Source organism: Actinomadura sp. J1-007, assembly GCF_009793335.1.
GTDB classification, from domain to species: Bacteria; Actinomycetota; Actinomycetes; order Streptosporangiales; family Streptosporangiaceae; genus Spirillospora; species Spirillospora yumaensis.
Map to the genome: position 1 here is coordinate 3,484,112 of NZ_WING01000001.1, position 17,139 is coordinate 3,501,250.

The 17,139-nt window shown below is 72.5% G+C and carries 12 protein-coding genes and 1 pseudogene; 7 read left to right on the forward strand and 6 right to left on the reverse strand.

Annotated features, from left to right (window positions below; genetic code table 11):
- Positions 1 to 505 precede the first annotated feature (505 nt).
- The 3 genes from GEV43_RS15870 to GEV43_RS15880 all read left to right on the forward strand — a co-directional run bounded on the left by GEV43_RS15870 (position 506) and on the right by GEV43_RS15880 (position 3,036).
- On the forward strand, positions 506 to 1,291 hold the full coding sequence (locus GEV43_RS15870; RefSeq protein WP_160821355.1) for a hypothetical protein: 786 nt from the start codon (positions 506 to 508) through the stop codon (positions 1,289 to 1,291).
- Positions 1,292 to 1,792: 501 nt separating this feature from the next.
- Complete coding sequence (locus GEV43_RS15875; RefSeq protein WP_175250067.1) at positions 1,793 to 2,578, forward strand: NAD(P)-dependent oxidoreductase; 786 nt, start codon at positions 1,793 to 1,795, stop codon at positions 2,576 to 2,578.
- A 77-nt stretch (positions 2,579 to 2,655) separates the two neighbouring features.
- Positions 2,656 to 3,036, forward strand: coding sequence for a hypothetical protein (locus GEV43_RS15880; RefSeq protein WP_160821356.1), 381 nt, complete (start codon positions 2,656 to 2,658; stop codon positions 3,034 to 3,036).
- On the opposite strand, the gene GEV43_RS15885 is transcribed toward GEV43_RS15880, so the two are convergent.
- Positions 3,024 to 4,127 (reverse strand): epoxide hydrolase family protein, encoded by a 1,104-nt coding sequence (locus tag GEV43_RS15885; protein ID WP_160821357.1) that lies wholly within the window; start codon positions 4,125 to 4,127, stop codon positions 3,024 to 3,026. The two genes, GEV43_RS15880 and GEV43_RS15885, sit on opposite strands and share 13 nt — an antisense overlap.
- 103 nt (positions 4,128 to 4,230) lie before the next feature.
- Positions 4,231 to 6,549 carry a DEAD/DEAH box helicase gene (locus GEV43_RS15890; RefSeq protein ID WP_160821358.1) on the reverse strand — a complete coding sequence of 773 codons (2,319 nt, stop codon included), beginning with the start codon at positions 6,547 to 6,549 and terminating at the stop codon, positions 4,231 to 4,233.
- Positions 6,550 to 6,799: 250 nt separating this feature from the next.
- Between GEV43_RS15890 and GEV43_RS15895 the strand changes: the two genes are divergently transcribed.
- The 4 genes from GEV43_RS15895 to GEV43_RS15910 all read left to right on the forward strand — a co-directional run bounded on the left by GEV43_RS15895 (position 6,800) and on the right by GEV43_RS15910 (position 12,097).
- On the forward strand, positions 6,800 to 7,153 hold the full coding sequence (locus GEV43_RS15895) for an STAS domain-containing protein (protein WP_021597910.1): 354 nt from the start codon (positions 6,800 to 6,802) through the stop codon (positions 7,151 to 7,153).
- A gap of 13 nt (positions 7,154 to 7,166) precedes the next feature.
- On the forward strand, positions 7,167 to 7,607 hold the full coding sequence (locus GEV43_RS15900) for an ATP-binding protein (RefSeq protein ID WP_160821359.1): 441 nt from the start codon (positions 7,167 to 7,169) through the stop codon (positions 7,605 to 7,607).
- A 1,130-nt stretch (positions 7,608 to 8,737) separates the two neighbouring features.
- Positions 8,738 to 11,269 (forward strand): sodium-translocating pyrophosphatase, encoded by a 2,532-nt coding sequence (locus GEV43_RS15905; protein ID WP_241682928.1) that lies wholly within the window; start codon positions 8,738 to 8,740, stop codon positions 11,267 to 11,269.
- 357 nt (positions 11,270 to 11,626) lie between these two features.
- Positions 11,627 to 12,097, forward strand: coding sequence for a histidine phosphatase family protein (locus tag GEV43_RS15910; RefSeq protein ID WP_160821360.1), 471 nt, complete (start codon positions 11,627 to 11,629; stop codon positions 12,095 to 12,097).
- A 30-nt stretch (positions 12,098 to 12,127) separates the two neighbouring features.
- Here GEV43_RS15910 and GEV43_RS46855 read toward each other — a convergent pair whose 3' ends face one another.
- The 4 genes and pseudogenes from GEV43_RS46855 to GEV43_RS15925 all read right to left on the reverse strand — a co-directional run bounded on the left by GEV43_RS46855 (position 12,128) and on the right by GEV43_RS15925 (position 17,136).
- Complete coding sequence (locus GEV43_RS46855; protein WP_164717137.1) at positions 12,128 to 12,493, reverse strand: hypothetical protein; 366 nt, start codon at positions 12,491 to 12,493, stop codon at positions 12,128 to 12,130.
- Positions 12,448 to 14,514 (reverse strand): FUSC family protein, encoded by a 2,067-nt coding sequence (locus GEV43_RS54880; protein WP_160821361.1) that lies wholly within the window; start codon positions 14,512 to 14,514, stop codon positions 12,448 to 12,450. Before GEV43_RS54880 ends, GEV43_RS46855 begins: the two co-directional genes overlap by 46 nt.
- A gap of 169 nt (positions 14,515 to 14,683) precedes the next feature.
- Positions 14,684 to 15,883: pseudogene (serB, locus tag GEV43_RS15920) on the reverse strand (phosphoserine phosphatase SerB); the annotation flags it as partial.
- A 224-nt stretch (positions 15,884 to 16,107) separates the two neighbouring features.
- A complete protein-coding gene (locus tag GEV43_RS15925; RefSeq protein WP_160821362.1) occupies positions 16,108 to 17,136 on the reverse strand; it encodes an S-adenosylmethionine:tRNA ribosyltransferase-isomerase in 1,029 nt (342 codons plus the stop codon).
- Positions 17,137 to 17,139: the final 3 nt, after the last annotated feature.

Sequence of the window (17,139 nt, forward strand, 5' to 3'; positions counted from 1 at the left end):
CTGCCATGCCCGCCGACGCCGCGAGCGCCGGGATCACCAGCCCCGGCAACAACGCGTCGGTCACCCACGGCACGTCAGTGCGCGTCACCGCAAGCACCGGGCGGGGGGAATGGCGCTTGCTGGTCGCCCCTGTCGGCGGCTCCGCAAACATCGCCGCCAGTAAGAGCGGAGGGAGCAAGACCCTCAGCGGTTACGCGACGATCGAGAACAACGGTAGCTACTCGGTGAAGCTTCAGTACAAGATGCTTCTCATCGGGTGGATAGACAAAGACACCCAGACTTTTCGCGTTCGCGTGCCCCCGCGACGCCGAGTGGCCTGTCCGCGAGTGCTTCGAAGGGTAAGCTCACCGTTCGCTGGAACCGGGGTCTGGAGAACGACCTCAGGGGATACAAGGTCAGCGCGGGATCTGGGCGTTCCAAGAGTGGGAGCGCGGGGAGCCTGTGCTCGGGGACGAGTTGCTCCGCGAGCTTCAGCCTGCCCTCCAGCGTCACCGGCACGGTTCCTGTGAGCGTGCGTGCGCAGCGGTCCAACGGCGCGGGCGGTTCGCTCTACTCGTCGTCCGCTTCCACGCACGTGTCGATCGCCGGTGGTTCGACGGCTCCTCCGCCTTCGTCCTCGGTGCCGCCGTCGTACCCCTCGGGCAGCACGCCTCCCGGCGCGACCACGCCGCTGACGCCGTTCAACAACGAGTCTCCGGTCACCCTGCCGTCCGTTCAGCCCAACGGCGCTACGCCCGGCTTCACCTATCCGACGCCCCAGGTCGCGAACCAGACCAAGCCCCGGGCCGAGAACATGGCGGCGACCGACCGCTTGCAGTGGAGCAAGAGCATCGGCATCGCGCTGATTCTGCTGATCGTCGCCGCGCACCTGGGGACCTGGACGCGCCACCTGCGCGTGTCCCAGGCAGGGGTGAGCCGCAAGGGGATGGCAGCGCGGATCGCGCGTAGCGGCAGCGGTCGTACTCGTGTGCGCAAGGCGCGCGAGCACATCGCTCGTGCCGAGGCCATCGCGAAGTCGCCCGTCAATCTTGAGAAGGCCGGCGTGAAGAAGGCCCGTTCCGGCGACACGGCGGTCCTTGACGCTCCTGTCTCGCCGAAGCAGGCCAACGGCGCGAACGGGAAGGTCGGACGTCGGCCGGCGACGTTGGGTAAGCGTTCCTCCGGTACGTCTGGTGTGAACGTGCGGATCGGTCCGTCTGGCGCTCCCGCCGCGGCCGAGCAGCGCGACCTCAAGGGAAACCGCGCCGCTACGGCACGTTCTCGCCGGGGTGCCCGCCGCCGCACAGGCTGACCGAACGTCAACCGTTTCCGTCTCCTTCCAGTACGGGGGCGGGCGCCTCGTTGCAGGCTGTGGCGATATGGGAGCTGCCTGGTCGGTTGTGAGGGCTTTCGCGCCGTGCACCGTCCGCTAAAGCATGGCCTTACGCGCGCCAGTCAGTGACTGTCGGCGCGCGCGGCGCGTGCAAGGGGCTAGGCGAGCTGTCTTGGTGACTGGGCGTTTTTCGCGGCGGCGCGCTGACCCCGCAGTGGGGAGTGAGGCTGGTGCGACATCGCTGCACGCTAAGTCCGCCGTCTTTCGCACCATCCCAGCCGGGCAGGGCCGGTCGGGCAGGGGAGTTGAGTGGCGTTCGCCGGGTGGCGTAGGGCAGTGGCAATGGCCCGTGGTGCTGGGGGCGGCAACAGTCTGGTGGTGTAAGGCAGGTGGCCACGGCCTGGTGGCGAAGGCTCGGTGGCGCTGGGCGGGGACCGTTGGGGGGTGGCGGGGGGATCGGGGTGGGGGGAAGGTGGGGGGATGAGCTTGGGGACTGTGGTTCTTACTGGGGCGGCTGGACGGGTTGGGGCGGTTCTGCGGGAGCCGTTGGGGCGGGTTGTGCGGCGGCTCGTTCTCGTTGATCGGGTGGAGATGAGCGCGCGGGGGACGAACGAGGAGGTGCGGCAGGGGGCGGTCGAGGGCGTTGAGGATGCGATGCGCGTTGTGGAGGGGGCGGACGCGATCGTGCATCTGGCCGGGGTGTCCGATGAGGCGCCGTTGGAGAGCCTTCTGGACGGCAACGTGCTCGGTACGCATCACATGCTGGAGGCTGCGCGGCGTACGGGGGTGCGGCGGGTGGTGCTGGCCAGCAGCAATCGGCTGACCGGGTTCTATCCGGCCGATCAGGAGGTGTCCGTTGACATGCCCGTACGGCCCGATGGGTTGTACGGGGTCAGCAAGGCGGCCGTGGAGGCGCTCGGGCGGTTGTACGCGGACAAGTTCGGGACGGAGGTGGTGTGCCTGCGGATCGGGAGCATGGAGGCGGAGCCGACGGAGCCGCGGCACCTGTCCACGTGGCTGAGCCCGCGGGACTGCGCCGGGTTCGTGGAGGCGGCGCTGACCGTGGAGGGCGTGGGGTTCCTGGCCGTTTACGCGGTGTCGGCGAACACGCGGAGGTTCTGGGAGCTGGACGAGCGGATCGGGTACGTGCCGCAGGACGACGCGGAACGGTTCGCGCCGGCTGAGGGGGCGTCCTTCGAGGGGCCGCAGGGCGGCGGTTTCGCGTCGGCCGAGTTCACGATCCGGCATGGGCGGCTCGGCGGCTGAGGGGGCTGGCGACCGGATTGTCCGCGGGTCTAGGCTCCCTTGCCAGCCCGGACGCCCACGGAGAGGGGACACTCCGCATGATCTTCCTTGGTCTGGTGGTCGCGGTCGCCGCCGTCGCGGCGGGAGCGGCCGTCGTCATGGAGAACGACGGGGCGGTCCGGCTCAGCGCGTTCGGTGACACGGTGCCCGGCGTCACCGAGCAGTGGCAGGTGTTCATGGCGGGCGTGGTCGTCGCGATCGTGTTCATGGCGGGGGTGACGGTCGCGGCGTTCGGGTTCAGGCGGGCCGTGGGCGTTCGGCGTGAGCTGCGCGATCTGCGGGACGAGCGCGAGGAGTCGCTCCAGACGCTGGAGATGGAGCGGCGGAGGTTGCAGCAGGCGCTGGCGCAGGCGCGTCGCGGTGCGGTTGAGCCGCAGCCGACGGTGCCCGCGCAGCGGGTGGCGCCTCACTCCGGTTGAACGGCCTGGGCGAAGGCGCGCAGGTCCGCGGCGAAGAGGGCGGGCTGTTCGAACGCGGCGAAGTGGCCGCCTCGGGGCTGTTCGGTCCAGCGGACGACGTTCCACTGGCGCTCGGCCCAGGAACGTGGCGAACGGGTTTTCTCATACGGGTAGAGGGCGATTCCCGTAGGGACTTCGACGCGGGCGTTCCATACGCGCGGATCCGAGCCGTACGACTCTGATTCGGCGTAGAGGCGTGCGGAGGACGTGGCGGTGCCCGTCAGCCAGTAGAGCATGGTGTTGTCGAGCAGGCGGTCCAGGGAGAACGGCAGGCCCTTCCGGGTATCGGACCACGTGTGGAACTTTTCCAGCAGCCATGCCGCGAGTCCTGCTGGGGAGTCTTCGAGGGCGGGACCGATGCTGTGGGGACGGGTGGCCTGCTGGATGTAGTAGCCCTGGTCCGCGCCGTAGACGCGTTCGTTGCGTTCCAGGGCGGCGCGTTCGGCGGCGGTGACGGGAGGAGGGTCGGTCGGCGGTACGGCCCAGGGGAAGTTGATGTGGACTCCCGTGAGGCGGTCGGGATGGGCCAGGCCGAGGTGGCGTACGACGAACGCGCCCCAGTCGCCGCCCTGCGCCAGGAAGCGGCGGTAGCCGAGCCCGGACATGAGGGCGGCGAACGCGTCGCCGATCGCCGGAACGTCGATCCCGCGCCGGGTGGTCGGGCCCGACAGGCCGAAACCGGGCATCGAAGGCAGGACGACGTGGAACGCGTCGTTCAGCAAGGGCAGGCAGTCGATGAACTCGATGACCGAGCCGGGCCAGCCGTGGCACAGCAGGAGCGGCATCGCGCGAGGGTTGCGGGACGGCACGTGGAAGGCGTGGACGGCCGGATCGGTCTCGGTGACGACCTGAGGCAGCTCGTTCAGCTCGGCTTCCGTCGAACGCCAGTCGTAGCGGTGGAGCCAGTGATGGACGAGGTCGCGGAGCCACGGCTGAGGCGTTCCCCAGGCCCAGTCCTCGTCGGGAAGGGCCTGGCGGAACCTCGTCCGCTCCAGCCGGACGCGCAGATCGTCCAAGACGGCGTCACTCGTACTGATCCGGAAGGAACGCATGGGTCTCAGGGGTATCCGCTGCGGACAGCGCCGCCAAATAGACGGTCCGGCCAGGGAACGACGCGTGCCGTGCAGCGCCGTCGCACCTGACTGGGGCAGGCGGCTAGAGAGGGGGTGCTTCGGCGAGGAGTTCGGCTAGGAGGGTTAGGGCGCCCTGCTTGTCGAGGGGGTCGTTGCCGTTGCCGCATTTCGGCGACTGGATGCAGGACGGGCAGCCGGAGTCGCATTCGCAGGAGGCGATGGCGTCGCTGGTGGCGCGGAGCCATTCGGACGCGTCGGCGTAGCCGCGTTCGGCGAAGCCGGCGCCGCCTTCGTGGCCGTCGTAGACGAAGACGGTCAGCAGGCCGGTGTCGGGGTGGACGGCGGTGGAGACGCCGCCGATGTCCCAGCGGTCGCAGGTGGCGAAGAGGGGGAGCAGGCCGATCGAGGCGTGTTCGGCGGCGTGCGCGGCGCCCGCGAGGTCGAGGTCGCCGACGGCGTCGATCTGCGCTTCGGAGAGCGTCCACCAGACGGCGCGGGTGCGGAGGGTGCGGGGCGGCAGGTCGAGGGGCTTCTCGCCGAGCATCTCGCCGGTCTGGAGGCGGCGCATCTGGTACGCGACGACCTGGCGGGTGACCTCGACGGTGCCGAAGCAGAGCGTGGCCTCGCCCCACGCGGTCGAGCGGAGGCGTTCGACGATGCGGATGTCGGTGACGTCGCGGGCGGTCGTGGAGTAGTCGGGGTCGGCTGCCTGGACGAGCGCGACCGAGTCGTCCAGGTCGAGGGTCTGCACGACGAACGACTCGCCCTGGTGGACGTAGACGGCGCCGTCGTGGACGGTGGTGTGCGAGGACGCCTCGTCCACGGTGCCGAGCAGGCGGCCCGTGGCGGCCTCGACGACCTGGACGGGCGCGCCGCCGGCGCCGCGGATGTCGGCGAGGTCGGCGGCCCGGTCGCGGCGCGTCCAGTACCAGCCGGCGGGGCGGCGGCGCAGCAGGCCGCGGCGGACGAGGTCGGGCAGCAGGTCCTCGGTCGCGGGGCCGAACAGGTCCCGGTCGGCCTCGGTGAGGGGCAGCTCGGACGCGGCGGCGCACAGGTGCGGTTCGAGGACGTACGGGTTGTCGGGGTCGAGGACGGTCGCCTCGACGGGCGTCCCGAAGATCGCCTCGGGGTGGTGGACGAGGAACGTGTCGAGCGGGTCGTCGCGGGCGACCAGGACCGCGAGGGCCGCCTGGCCGGAGCGTCCGGCGCGGCCCGCCTGCTGCCAGAGGGACGCGCGGGTGCCGGGCCAGCCGCACACGAGGACGGCGTCGAGGCCGGAGACGTCCACGCCGAGTTCGAGGGCGTTGGTGCTGGCGAGGCCGACGAGCGAACGGGTGCGCAGCGCGGCTTCGAGGGCGCGCCGCTCCTCGGGCAGGTAGCCCGCCCGGTAGGCGGCGACCTGCTCGGCGAGGGCGGGCGCGGCCTCGTGCAGCGCGCGCTTGGCCGACAGGGCGACCGACTCGGCGCCGCGCCGGGAGCGGACGAACGCGAGGGTCTGGACGTCCTCGACCACCAGGTCGGCCAGCAGGTCGCCCGCCTCGGCGGTCGCGGTGCGGCGGACGGGCGCGCCCTGCTCGCCGCGCAGCTCGGTGAGCGGCGGCTCCCACAGGGCGAACGTGGCGGGCCCGCGCGGCGAGGCGTCGTCGTCCACGGCGACCACGTCGAGGCCGGTCAGGCGGGACGCGGCGGTCGCGGGCTCGGACGTGGTGGCGGACGCGAGGACGAACGTCGGCGTCGCCCCGTACCGCGCGCACACGCGGCGGAGGCGGCGCAGCACCTGGGCGACGTGCGAGCCGAACACGCCTCGGTAGCCGTGCGCCTCGTCCACGACCACGTAGCGGAGGCGGCGCAGGAAGCTCGCCCACCGCGAGTGGCCCGGCAGGATCGAGCGGTGCAGCATGTCGGGGTTGGTCAGCACGTAGTTGGCGTGCTGCCTGACCCAGTTGCGGTCGTCCCGGGGCGTGTCGCCGTCGTACGTCGCGGCGCGCACGCGGGTGAGGCGGAGGGCGCGCAGGGCGCGGAGCTGGTCGGCGGCGAGCGCCTTGGTCGGGGACAGGTAGAGGGTCGTGCCCTCGCGGCGGGGCGGCTCGTCCTCGCCTTCCCCGTAGACCGCGGCGACGGAGGGCAGCAGGTAGGCCAGGGACTTCCCCGACGCGGTGCCTGTGGCGATGATCACAGAGCGGCCCGCGCGGGCGTGTTCGGCGGCCGCGGCCTGGTGTTCCCAGGGCGCCGGGACGCCCGCCGCGGCGAACCGGTCGACGAGCAGCCGCGGTGACCAGTCAGGCCACGCCGCATGACGGCCCTCACGTGCGGGAACGCGTTCCACATGGGTGATGCGGTCGCGGCGCGTCGGGTCGGCGAGGAGCCGGTCCAGGGGGGATGAAGATCTTTGGGCGCCCATCAGGTTTTCAGTGTGCCAGCATGGGCAAAACAACGGGAACGCCCTGGCGCCGCTGGGTCCGTTCCCCCTGCCCCGGCCCGTGGATCAGCAGGTCAGACGGGATGGCGCGAACTTTCGCCCGAGTGGGCGATAACGTGCGTACACGGCGCTGGAGCGTGGTTGAATCACGGCGGAGTCTCGCCGGTCCGGCCACCGTTCCGGGGGTTCGGAAACGCGGGAACAGAGTGTGCTGTACGGCGCTGGAGGATCTGTGGACCTGAAGGTGAACGACTACACCACCGACGATGGCCTGACGGTCATCAACGTGGAGGGCGAGATCGACGTCTACACGGCGCCGAAGCTTCGCGAGAAGCTCATCGATCTGGTCAACAAGGGCAAGTTCCACCTGCTGGTGGACATGGAGAAGGTGGAGTTCCTCGACTCGACCGGTCTTGGTGTCCTGGTGGGCGGCCTGAAGCGGGTGCGCGCCCACGACGGCTCGCTGGAGCTGGTGTGCACCCAGGAGCGCATCCTCAAGATCTTCCGGATCACCGGGCTGACCAAGGTCTTCGGCATCCACGACTCGATCGCCGAGGCCGAGGAAAAGCGCAAGGGCGCCAAGTAGGCGCCCGGCTGAGATGGCGACCGTTGAGCTGTCCTTCAGCGCGCTGCCCGTCCATGTCCGCACCGCCCGGCTGATCGTCACCGCCGTGGCCCGCCGCAGCGGGGTCGCCGAGGCGCTGCTGGACGAGGTGCGGCTCGCGGTGGGCGAAGCGTGCTCGCGGGCCGTGGAGGCGCACCGCCTGCACTGCCCGGACGAGCCCGTACGGCTGGAGCTGTGCGGCGCCGACCGCCGCTTCGAGGTCATCGTGAGCGACAGCGTTCCCGGTGACGACGCGGCGGGCGGCATCCCCTCGGTGCGGGACGCCGAGGAGTTCGAGTACGGCCTCGGAGAGGGCGTCGCCGAACTGGGCCTGGCGGTCATCGCCGGCCTCGCCGACGACGTGGACATCACCGACACGCCGAAGGGGGTCCAGATCAGGATGAGCTGGCCCGCCGAAGCGGAGGCGTCCATCTGACCGCCCCTCCCGGTCCGGCCGCCCGGACACCCAGACGAAGGCCCCGCTAGCGGGGCCTTCGTCATTCCCGCCCTCTTCCCTCAGGGAGGAGGGCTTTCGCATTGATTCGGGCCCCTCCCGCGTCGATCGTGTTGGCGAGCGGGCCGCGGGGCCGTGGGGGCGTGGGGGCGCTGGGCGGTGGCTTCCGGGGCTTGTGTGCGTGGGGGCGGGGCGCCGGGGGTCGGTCTCGTGGGGAGAACGGGGTGGCGCGCGGGGGAGGCGGGTGGGCGGGGCGCTGAACGAGGCTGTCCACGTCGATCTCCGTGGAGGAGAAGGCATGTCGGGGGCGTTCGCGTCGCCCGCGCGGTGGACGGTCTGGGCGGGGCGCTGAACGGGGCTGTCCACGTCGATCTCCGTGGAGGGAGAGGGGCGTGGCGGGGGCGTTCGCGTCGTCCGTGGGGTGGACGGGCTGGGCGGCGCGCGTGGTGCCGCTGTGCGTGTTGCCGTCCGGGCTGTGGCGGGTGGGTGGCGATGGTCGCGGGGGACGCGGGGGTGGGCGTCGCGGGTATGGGGGTGCGGACGTGCCGGACGGGGCGGCGATGTGGTCGCTGACCGCTTGCTATGTGCTGCTGTCGGTGTGGGGACCGCTGGGCGGTGTTCTCGCGTTGGCGTGGTGCGTGCGGCGTTCGGGGTGGGTAACGGGTGGGGCGGGTGTTTCGCGGGGGGCCGAGGTGGGGTGGGAATGGCGTCATGAGATCGTTTGCGGGCCGGGATACCGATCGTCCGCATTAGGGTCTGGACAAATTGCTATTTAATGCCTAGCTTGAATTAGGGACGGCGGATGTCGGCGGAACCGGGCGCGGGGCGCGCGGGTGCTCGCACGGTGGAGCGTGACATCTGGGTGTCCCCGAGGTGACCTGCGGATATACGGCTCCATGGGCAGTTTGAGATTAAGTTTCGGCGTATGCCGGATTGCAGTTCCGTGTCGTCCTCATGAAGGCGCTCACGCTCTTCTCATCGGCGAGCGCGCTGCGTAGACTCCCCGCACCCGCGTTGCCGTGCGAGGCGTTCGAAATCACCACTCGCGGGGTACGCGGTAAAGATCGTCTTTATGACGGTCGAGATCGCAACGCCCCTGTCGAGGAGGACGGATGTCTGGGCTTTCCCTGTCAAGCCCGGCCAGCGCAGAAGTGGATCTCGGCGGCGGCGACCTCTCCCTGGTCGTCGTCGTCGCCGTGATCGCGCTGCTGGCACTGGCCGTCGCCGCGGGTCTGGTTCGCGAGGTGCTGGCCGCGGGCCAGGGCACCGAGAAGATGCAGGACATCGCACGGGCCGTGCAGGAAGGCGCGCTCGCCTACCTGAAACGCCAGTTCCGCACGGTCGCGGTGTTCGTGGTGCTCATCCCGCTCGTACTGCTGCTGCTCCCGGCCGACTCGTGGGGAGAGCGGATCGGCCGGTCGGTCTTCTTCGTCATCGGCGCCGCGTTCTCCGCGGTCACCGGGTTCACCGGGATGTGGCTGGCGGTCCGCGGCAACGTGCGGGTCGCGGCCGCGGCCCGCGAGGAGGGCGGCGAACGGATCGCGATGCGCATCGCGTTCCGCACCGGCGGCGTCGCCGGGATGTTCACGGTCGGCCTCGGACTGTTCGGGGCGGCCGTCGTCGTGCTCGCGTACCAGGGGGACGCGCCCAAGGTCCTGGAGGGCTTCGGGTTCGGCGCGGCGCTGCTGGCCATGTTCATGCGTGTCGGGGGCGGCATCTTCACCAAGGCGGCCGACGTGGGCGCCGACCTCGTGGGGAAGGTCGAACAGGGGATCCCCGAGGACGACCCGCGCAACGCCGCCACCATCGCCGACAACGTGGGCGACAACGTCGGCGACTGCGCGGGGATGGCCGCCGACCTCTTCGAGTCGTACGCCGTGATGCTCGTCGCCGCGCTCATCCTCGGGACGGCGGCGTTCGGCACCGAGGGCCTGGTGTTCCCGTTGATCGTGCCGATGATCGGCGTGATCACCGCGGTGATCGGGATCTTCGCGGTGGCGCCCCGCGACCGCGACCGTTCCGGGATGTCCGCGATCAACCGGGGCTTCTTCATCTCGGCGATCATCTCGGCCGTGCTCGTCGCGATCGCCGCGTTCGCCTACCTGCCGTCCTCGTTCGCGGACCTGTCCGGCGTGACGGACCCGAAGATCCAGTCGCTGGACGCCGACCCGCGCTGGGTCGCGCTCGGCGCGGTGCTCATCGGGATCGTGCTGGCCAGCGCGATCCAGCTGCTCACCGGCTACTTCACCGAGACCAACCGCAAGCCGGTCCAGGAGGTCACCGCCAGCGCCCGCACCGGCCCGGCGACCGTGATCCTCTCGGGCATCTCGCTCGGCCTGGAGTCGGCCGTCTACACCGCGCTGGTGATCGGCGCGGCGGTGTACGGGGCGTTCCTGCTCGGGTTCGGCAACACGACCGTCGCGCTGTTCGCGGTCGCGATGGCGGGCACCGGGCTGCTCACCACGGTCGGCGTGATCGTGTCGATGGACACCTTCGGGCCGGTCTCCGACAACGCGCAGGGCATCGCGGAGATGTCCGGCGACGTCGAGGGCGAGGGCGCCGCCATCCTCGAACGGCTCGACGCGGTCGGCAACACCACCAAGGCGATCACCAAGGGCATCGCGATCGCGACGGCGGTGCTGGCGGCGACCGCGCTGTTCGGGTCGTTCCGCACGACGGTCGTGAGCGCGCTGGCGGACGCCTCCGACGACGCCAAGGACGCCCTCGACTCGTTCGCCACGTTCAACCTGTCGATCGACAGCCCGAACGTGCTGGTCGGGCTGATCGTCGGCGCGGCCGTGGTGTTCCTGTTCTCCGGCCTCGCGATCAGCGCGGTCGGCCGGGCGGCGGGACGGGTCGTGGTGGAGGTGCGCGAGCAGTTCCGCACCAAGCCCGGGATCATGGACTACAGCGAGAAGCCCGACTACGACCGGGTCGTGGACATCTGCACCCGCGACGCCCAGCGCGAGCTCGCCACCCCCGGCCTGCTGGCGATCCTGACGCCGATCGCGGTCGGCTTCGCCTTCGGGTACGCGCCGCTCGGCGCGTTCCTCGGCGGCGCGATCGCGGCCGGGGTGCTGATGGCGGTGTTCCTCGCCAACTCCGGCGGCGCCTGGGACAACGCCAAGAAGCTCGTCGAGGAGGGCGAGCTCGGCGGCAAGGGCTCGCCCGCGCACGAGGCCACGGTGATCGGCGACACGGTCGGCGACCCGTTCAAGGACACCGCCGGCCCCGCCATCAACCCGCTGATCAAGGTGATGAACCTGGTCGCGCTGCTCGTCGCCGACGCCGTCGTCACCTACGCGGGGAACGTCCCGCTGCGGATCGGCGTGACCGCCGTCGCGGTCGCGGTGGTCGTCGGCGCCATCGTCGTGTCCAAGCGCCGCGCCGACCCGATCGGGTCCGGTTCGGGCGAGCCCGCGCTCGCGGGCGCGGGCGCGGGGCCGGGCGGCGGCCCGGTCGCGTCGGGAACGGCGTCCGGGACGTCCGCCGTGGGCGGTCCCGCGGCCCCCGCCGAGTCCGTGCCGGCCCCGACGCCGGCCGAGCCCAAGGCCGCTGAGCCCAAGGCCGCTGAGTCCACTGAATCCGCGAAGCCGGCCGAGCCCGCCGGTTCAGGGGAGGAGTCGCCCGCCAACAAGGCGTGACCTGCGGAGGAGGGGGCCGGTGGCATCGCGCCGCCGGCCCCCTCCGGCCGTCCGGGCGGGTGGTGTCGGGAGCACGGGGGACCGGTCGTACGCTGTACGAGGGGCCCGTCCGGCGGGCCCCGCGAGGCCGGGAGGCGGGACAGTGAGCAGCGGCAAGCAGACGGTGTCAGGGGCCAGGGGATTCGCGATCGTCCTCTGCGGGATGCTCGGGATCATGGCGGTCCTGTGGGGGCTCGCCGCCCTCGTCGCGCCGTAGCCGCTCCGTAGCCGCTCCGTAGCCGCGGCGAACGAATCCACCGCACGGGCTCCAGGGCCCGTCGGATCGAAGACCCGCCGGGCAGGCTCTAGGGTGGCGGCATGCCGAAGCTCATCGTCCTCCGCCACGCCAAGGCCGCCGCCGCGATCGGGCTCCCCGACCACGAGCGTCCGCTGGCCGATCGCGGACGCCGCGACGCCGCCGCGACGGGCGACTGGCTTCGCTCGAACGACCTCGTACCCGGCCAGGTGCTGTGCTCCACGACCGTACGGACCCGGCAGACGCTCGAACTGCTCGCCCTCGACGCGGAGACCGGTTTCGAGTCGCGCGTCTACGACAACGACCCCGACGACCTGCTGGCGCTCGTCCGCGAGAACGGCCGCGACGACGTCGGGACGCTGATGGTCCTGGGGCACAACCCGTCCGTCCACCAGGTCGTGCACGGGCTCGCCGGGGAGTCGCCCGACGCGTTCCCGACGTGCGCGCTCGCCGTGATCGAGGTCCCCGGCCCCTGGTCCGAGACGTGGCCGGGCACCGGGACCCTCCTCACGACCCGTACGCCCAAGGACTGACCGGCCCGCCGCTCGCGGTGTCCGCAGTGGTCAGCCTGGCCCTTTCTCTTGGCCGGGGTTGTTCTTCGGGGTGGATTCGGGGTCTCGGGCCAGTTCGGAGTCGTCGGGTGTGATGCCGGTCGGTTCCGGTTCGTCGGGTTCGGACTCCGTTTCGGTGGTGCCGTCGGCGGGGCCCAGGTCGGGGGCGACGGCGTTCACGCAGGATCCGATGACGGTCGCGACGTCGCGGCGCAGCGAGCCGACGGTGTGGCGGATGCCGGACGCCTGGAGGAGCGCGCGGCGGATCGGGGTGTACTCCTCGCGGTCCACGCCCGACTTGATCTCCGCGCGGCGGCGCTTGGTGAGCCTGGTCAGGTGGGCGTCGAGCGCGGCGAGCTCCTCCTCCAGCTCCTCCATGGGGGACGGGCCGCCGGGCGGGATCTCCTCGGGGTCCTCGATCCCTTCGGCGGCCTCCTCCAGCTGGTCGGCGAGCCGGTCGAGGATCTCGGGGAGGGGCCGGTGTCCACGGCCTCCTCGCGGGCCATCCGGGCGACGGCGATCAGGCGGTCCCGGACGCGGTGGGCGGCGCGGACGGCGGTCAGGAGGGCGTCGATCAGCTCGGTGTCGGGGACCCGTTCCAGTTCGAGGCGGTCGCGGGTCCTCGCGACGGCGAGGGCGCCCTCCTCGGCCGCGACGACCTTCTCGTGCGGCAGGCTCGGCAGCTCGCCGTCCACGACGGCGGCGGCCGCGCGGACCAGTTCGGCGTGGACGCCGAGCATCCGGCCGAGCTGGACGGGCAGCCGCTCGACGTGCCCGGTCGGCCACAGCAGCCGCACCGCGAGGAACGCGATGACCGTCCCGGCGACCGTGAGGCCGATGCGCTCCCCGGCGGTGGCCCAGCCGGACGGCGTCGAGAAGCTCAGCAGCATCAGGAACAGCGGCGACCCGAACAGCGCCCAGTAGGTGAAGTTCACCGAACGCAGCGCGAACGCCCCGAGCCCGAACACGAAGATGACCAGGATGATGGTCAGGTGGCCGGGCGCGAGCGCCAGCAGCAGCGCGGCGACGGCGGACCCGGCCGCGGTGCCGCCCACGCGCTGCACGAGCCGGTCGACGGTCTCGCCGTAGGTGTCGCGCAGGCTCAGCATCGCGGTGATCGTCATCCACTGCCCGTGCGGGATCGCGAACGCGGCGGCGAGCGCCATCGACACCACCGCCGTCACGAGCACCCGGGCGACCTGCCGGAACTTCGGCGTGCGGTTGCGGACGGCGCGGCCGATCCGCGCGGAGGCCGACATCGGGTGCGGGTCGGGCAGCCGCGGCGCGCCGACCTTGAGGCGCAGCCCGCCCGCGACGAGCCGGCGCGCGGTGTTCATCTCGCCGGAGATCCGGTCGATGGAACGGCGGATCTGCCCGATCAGGGCGACCGCCACCAGGTCCTCGTCGCCCGCGAGCCCGGCGCGGCGGATCGCCTCGGTCTGCCGGACGACGCGGCGCACCGCCGCGGACTCCTCGCCGCCGAGCGGGGCGTCCCCGGCGGTCGCGACCGCGCCCGACAGCAGCCGCAGCCGGGCGGCGAGCGCGGAGATGGCGATGTGGGTGTCGAGCTCCCACTCGCGGTCGGGCGGGCTGTTGCGGGTGGCCTCGACCACCGCCTCCAGCGTCACGGCCTCGTGCATGATGCGGGCGAGCGCCTCGATGAACCGTTCGGGCCGGGTGGGGTCCTCGCGCCCGCGTCCCGACCGGTAGAGGCTGTACGTCGTCCGGGCGTCGGTGAGCGCCTCGGAGGCGGCCCGGCGGCGCTGCTCCCAGTCGGGCTTGCGGGTGACCTCCTCCAGTTCGGGATCGTCGAGCTCGACCTTGTCCAGGACGCTGCCATCCGGGGCGCCGACGTCCTGCGCGACGGCGTCGAGCGCCTCGGCGACCGCGTCGGCGGCCTCGCTCAGCGCCGCGCGCAGCGGCTTCAGCCGCCGCGCGGGCCAGGGGGCGAGGAGCAGCGCGGTCGTGAACAGCCCGCCGATCATCTCCAGCAGCCCGCTGTGCACCACGTCCGAGGTCGGGGGCCGGATCGCGCTGTTCAGCACCGCCATCCCGGCCGTCGAGCCGATCTGCGAGACGGCCGTGCCGAGCGCGACCAGCGGCGGCACGACCGCGACCGCGAGCCAGGTGTGCCCGCTGAGCAGCCCGCCGACCGCCGCGCCGACCGTGACCATCAGCACGCCGCCCGCGAGGTCGCGGGCCTGCGACCCGTACGGCCCCTCGGGTGCGCGCAGCGCCACCAGGTACGCGCCGAGCGCGATCGTCGAGCCCGCCGCGGCGTACCCGGTCAGCGTCCCGACCAGCAGCGGGACGGCCATGGCGACGGAGGCGGCGAGCCCGTACAGGGGCGCCGCCCGCCCGTTGATCTGGGCGTACGCCTCCCGCGCACGCTGTAGCACGCGTCCCTGCCTTCCCACGTTCCTCGCGCGTCGTCCCGCAGGTGACCTTGTACCCGCAATCCGCGCGACCATGATCGTCACGTGGGAGAGGGGCGGCGGGGCGCCGAGGAGGGGGCGCGCGAGGGATCAGGCGGGCCGGGGGCGGGCCGCCGGGGTCAGGTGGCGGGCGGGGCGTGGCGTCGGCGGCGTCGGCGGCCTCGACCTCTTCGCGGGAGATGCCGAGGAGGAACAGGATCGTGTCGAGATACGGCACGTTGACGGCCGTGTCGGCGGCCTGGCGGACGACCGGCTTGGCGTTGTAGGCGATCCCGAGCCCGGCGGCCTGGAGCATGTCGAGGTCGTTGGCGCCGTCGCCGATCGCGACCGTCTGGCTGATCGGGATGCCGGCCTCGCGGGAGAAGCGCTCCAGCGCGGTCGCCTTGCCCGCCCGGTCGATCACCGGGCCGGAGATCCGGCCGGTGAGCTTGCCGTGCTCGATCTCCAGCGTGTTGGCGGCCGAGTAGTCGATCCCGAGGTCGTCCACCAGCGCGTCGGTGACCTGGGTGAACCCGCCGCTGACGATCGCGAACTTGTAGTCGAGCCGCTTCAGCGTGCGCACCATCGTGCGGGCGCCCGCCGCCAGCTCGACCTCGCGGCGCACGTCGTCGATCGCGGCGGCGTCGAGCCCGGCGAGCAGCGCGACGCGTTCGCGCAGGGAGCCCTCGAAGTCGAGCTCGCCGCGCATCGCGGACTCGGTGACCTTGGCGACCTCGTCGAGGCAGCCCGCCCGCGCGGCGAGCAGCTCGATCACCTCGCCCTGGATCAGGGTCGAGTCGACGTCCATCACGATCAGCCGCTTGGCGCGCCGGTGCAGGCCGCCGAACTGGACGGCGACGTCGACCTGCTGCTCGGCGGCCTCGATGGCGAGCGCGGCGCGCAGGCCCTCGGGGTCGGCGCCGGAGACGTCCATCTCGATGCAGGTCACCGGGTACTGGGCGAGGCGTTCGATCCGGTCGATGTTGGCGCCGTTGGCGGCGATCCGGCCCGCGATGCCCGCCATCGCGGCGGGCTTCAGCGGCGCGCCGAGGACGGTGACGTGCAGCCGCCCGCGCCGCCGCGGCATCGACTTGGTGCGGCCGGTGGCGAGCTCGACCTCCATGTCGAGGTCGGTCGCGACCTTCTCGGCGGCGGTCCACACGCGCCCGATGTCGGCGCCGTCGGCGTACGCGACCAGCACGCCGAGGACGAGCCGGCCGCGGATCACGACCTGCTCCACGTCGGCGACGGTGATCGGGAAGTCGGCGAGGGTGCCGAACAGGCGCGACGTGACGCCGGGGCGGTCGCGGCCGGTGAGGGTGATGAGCAGCGTGCGCTGAGCTGAGCCGTCCATGCTGCTCACAACGGTACCGGCCCGTCGCCGCGCGGCGCTCGTGACGTCCACCATGCGGACACCTGTTCCAGCGGTGTTCAGCGGCGGTTCAGGTCGGCGGCGTCCCGCGAGGCGGACGAAACGCCAGGTGAGGGGCCTGAACGCCCCGTCCGCGCGGGCTCGCGGCGGCGCACGCCCCTCGCACGGGCCCGGGCCGCGGGCGCGGCGTTCCGGGCCCGCCGTGATCACTCGGGAAGGAGCAGGTTCGCGTCGCCGAACTCGTGCCAGAGGTAGCCCTCGGCGAGCGCCGCCTCGTAGGTCGCCGCCAGCAGGTCCCGGCCCGCGATCGCGGTGAGCATCATCAGGTGGGACGACTTCGGCTCGTGCAGGCCCGTCAGCAGGCCGTCAACGGCCCGTACGCCGCGTTCGGGCGTGACGACGTGCTCGGTCCATCCGGCGGACGCCCGCACGGTCCCTCCGGCGTCCACGGCCGTCTCCAGGGCCCGTACCGCCGTCGTGCCGACCGCGACGACCCGGCCGCCGCGCCCGCGCACGTGCCCGACGAGCGCGGCGGTGGGCGCGGGGACCTCGTACCGCTCGGCGTACGGGGGCTCGTGGGCCTCGGGCGACGCGACGCCGGTGTGCAGCGTGATCGGCGCGACCAGCACGCCGCGCGCGACGAGCCGGGTCACCAGCTCCGGCGTGAACGGGCGGGCCGCGCTCGGCATCTCCGCGCTCCCGGTCTCCCGGTCGTACGCGAAGGCCGTCTGGTACGCGGCGGCGGGCCAGTCGCGCCGCACGTACCCGTACCGGATCGGCACCCCGTGGCGGCGCAGGTAGGGCACCACCTCGGTGCTCAGCCGCGCCTCCCACAGCCGTCCGGTACGGCGGCCGACGAGGGTGAGCGTGGCGCCCTCCGGCAGCGGGATCCACTCGCCGGGACGGCCGCCCTGGTACGGCAGCGTCGCCTTCCCGGCGCGGCGCCGCAGCTCGACGAGCCAGAGCCGGTCGCCGCCGTCCGGGACGGGCGTGGAGAAGTGCACGCTGATCCGGTCCAGGCGTACGGCCGCGGGCAGCGTCGAGGAGGTGTTGACCACGAGCAGGTCGCCGGGCAGCAGCAGCTCGGGCAGGTCCCGGAACCCGTGGTGCGACACCTCCCCGGTGGCCTTGCGGCCGACGAGCAGCCGGACCCCGTCGCGGGCCCGGCCGCGCGCCTCGGGCGGCTCGTGGGCCTCCAGCTCGGCGGGCAGAACGAAGTCGAGCGCGTCGACCATGGC

Bases quoted from the DNA above. Each gene is read 5' to 3' on its own strand.
- GEV43_RS46855 (WP_164717137.1), bottom strand. From the start codon at position 12,493: ATGGAGGAGCTGGAGGAGGAGCTCGCCGCGCTCGACGCCCACCTGACC.
- GEV43_RS15890 (WP_160821358.1), bottom strand. From the start codon at position 6,549: ATGGGCGCCCAAAGATCTTCATCCCCCCTGGACCGGCTCCTCGCCGAC.
- GEV43_RS15910 (WP_160821360.1), top strand. From the start codon at position 11,627: ATGCCGAAGCTCATCGTCCTCCGCCACGCCAAGGCCGCCGCCGCGATC.
- GEV43_RS15875 (WP_175250067.1), top strand. From the start codon at position 1,793: ATGAGCTTGGGGACTGTGGTTCTTACTGGGGCGGCTGGACGGGTTGGG.
- GEV43_RS15925 (WP_160821362.1), bottom strand. From the start codon at position 17,136: ATGGTCGACGCGCTCGACTTCGTTCTGCCCGCCGAGCTGGAGGCCCAC.
- GEV43_RS15885 (WP_160821357.1), bottom strand. From the start codon at position 4,127: ATGCGTTCCTTCCGGATCAGTACGAGTGACGCCGTCTTGGACGATCTG.
- GEV43_RS15905 (WP_241682928.1), top strand. From the start codon at position 8,738: ATGTCTGGGCTTTCCCTGTCAAGCCCGGCCAGCGCAGAAGTGGATCTC.
- GEV43_RS15900 (WP_160821359.1), top strand. From the start codon at position 7,167: ATGGCGACCGTTGAGCTGTCCTTCAGCGCGCTGCCCGTCCATGTCCGC.
- GEV43_RS15880 (WP_160821356.1), top strand. From the start codon at position 2,656: ATGATCTTCCTTGGTCTGGTGGTCGCGGTCGCCGCCGTCGCGGCGGGA.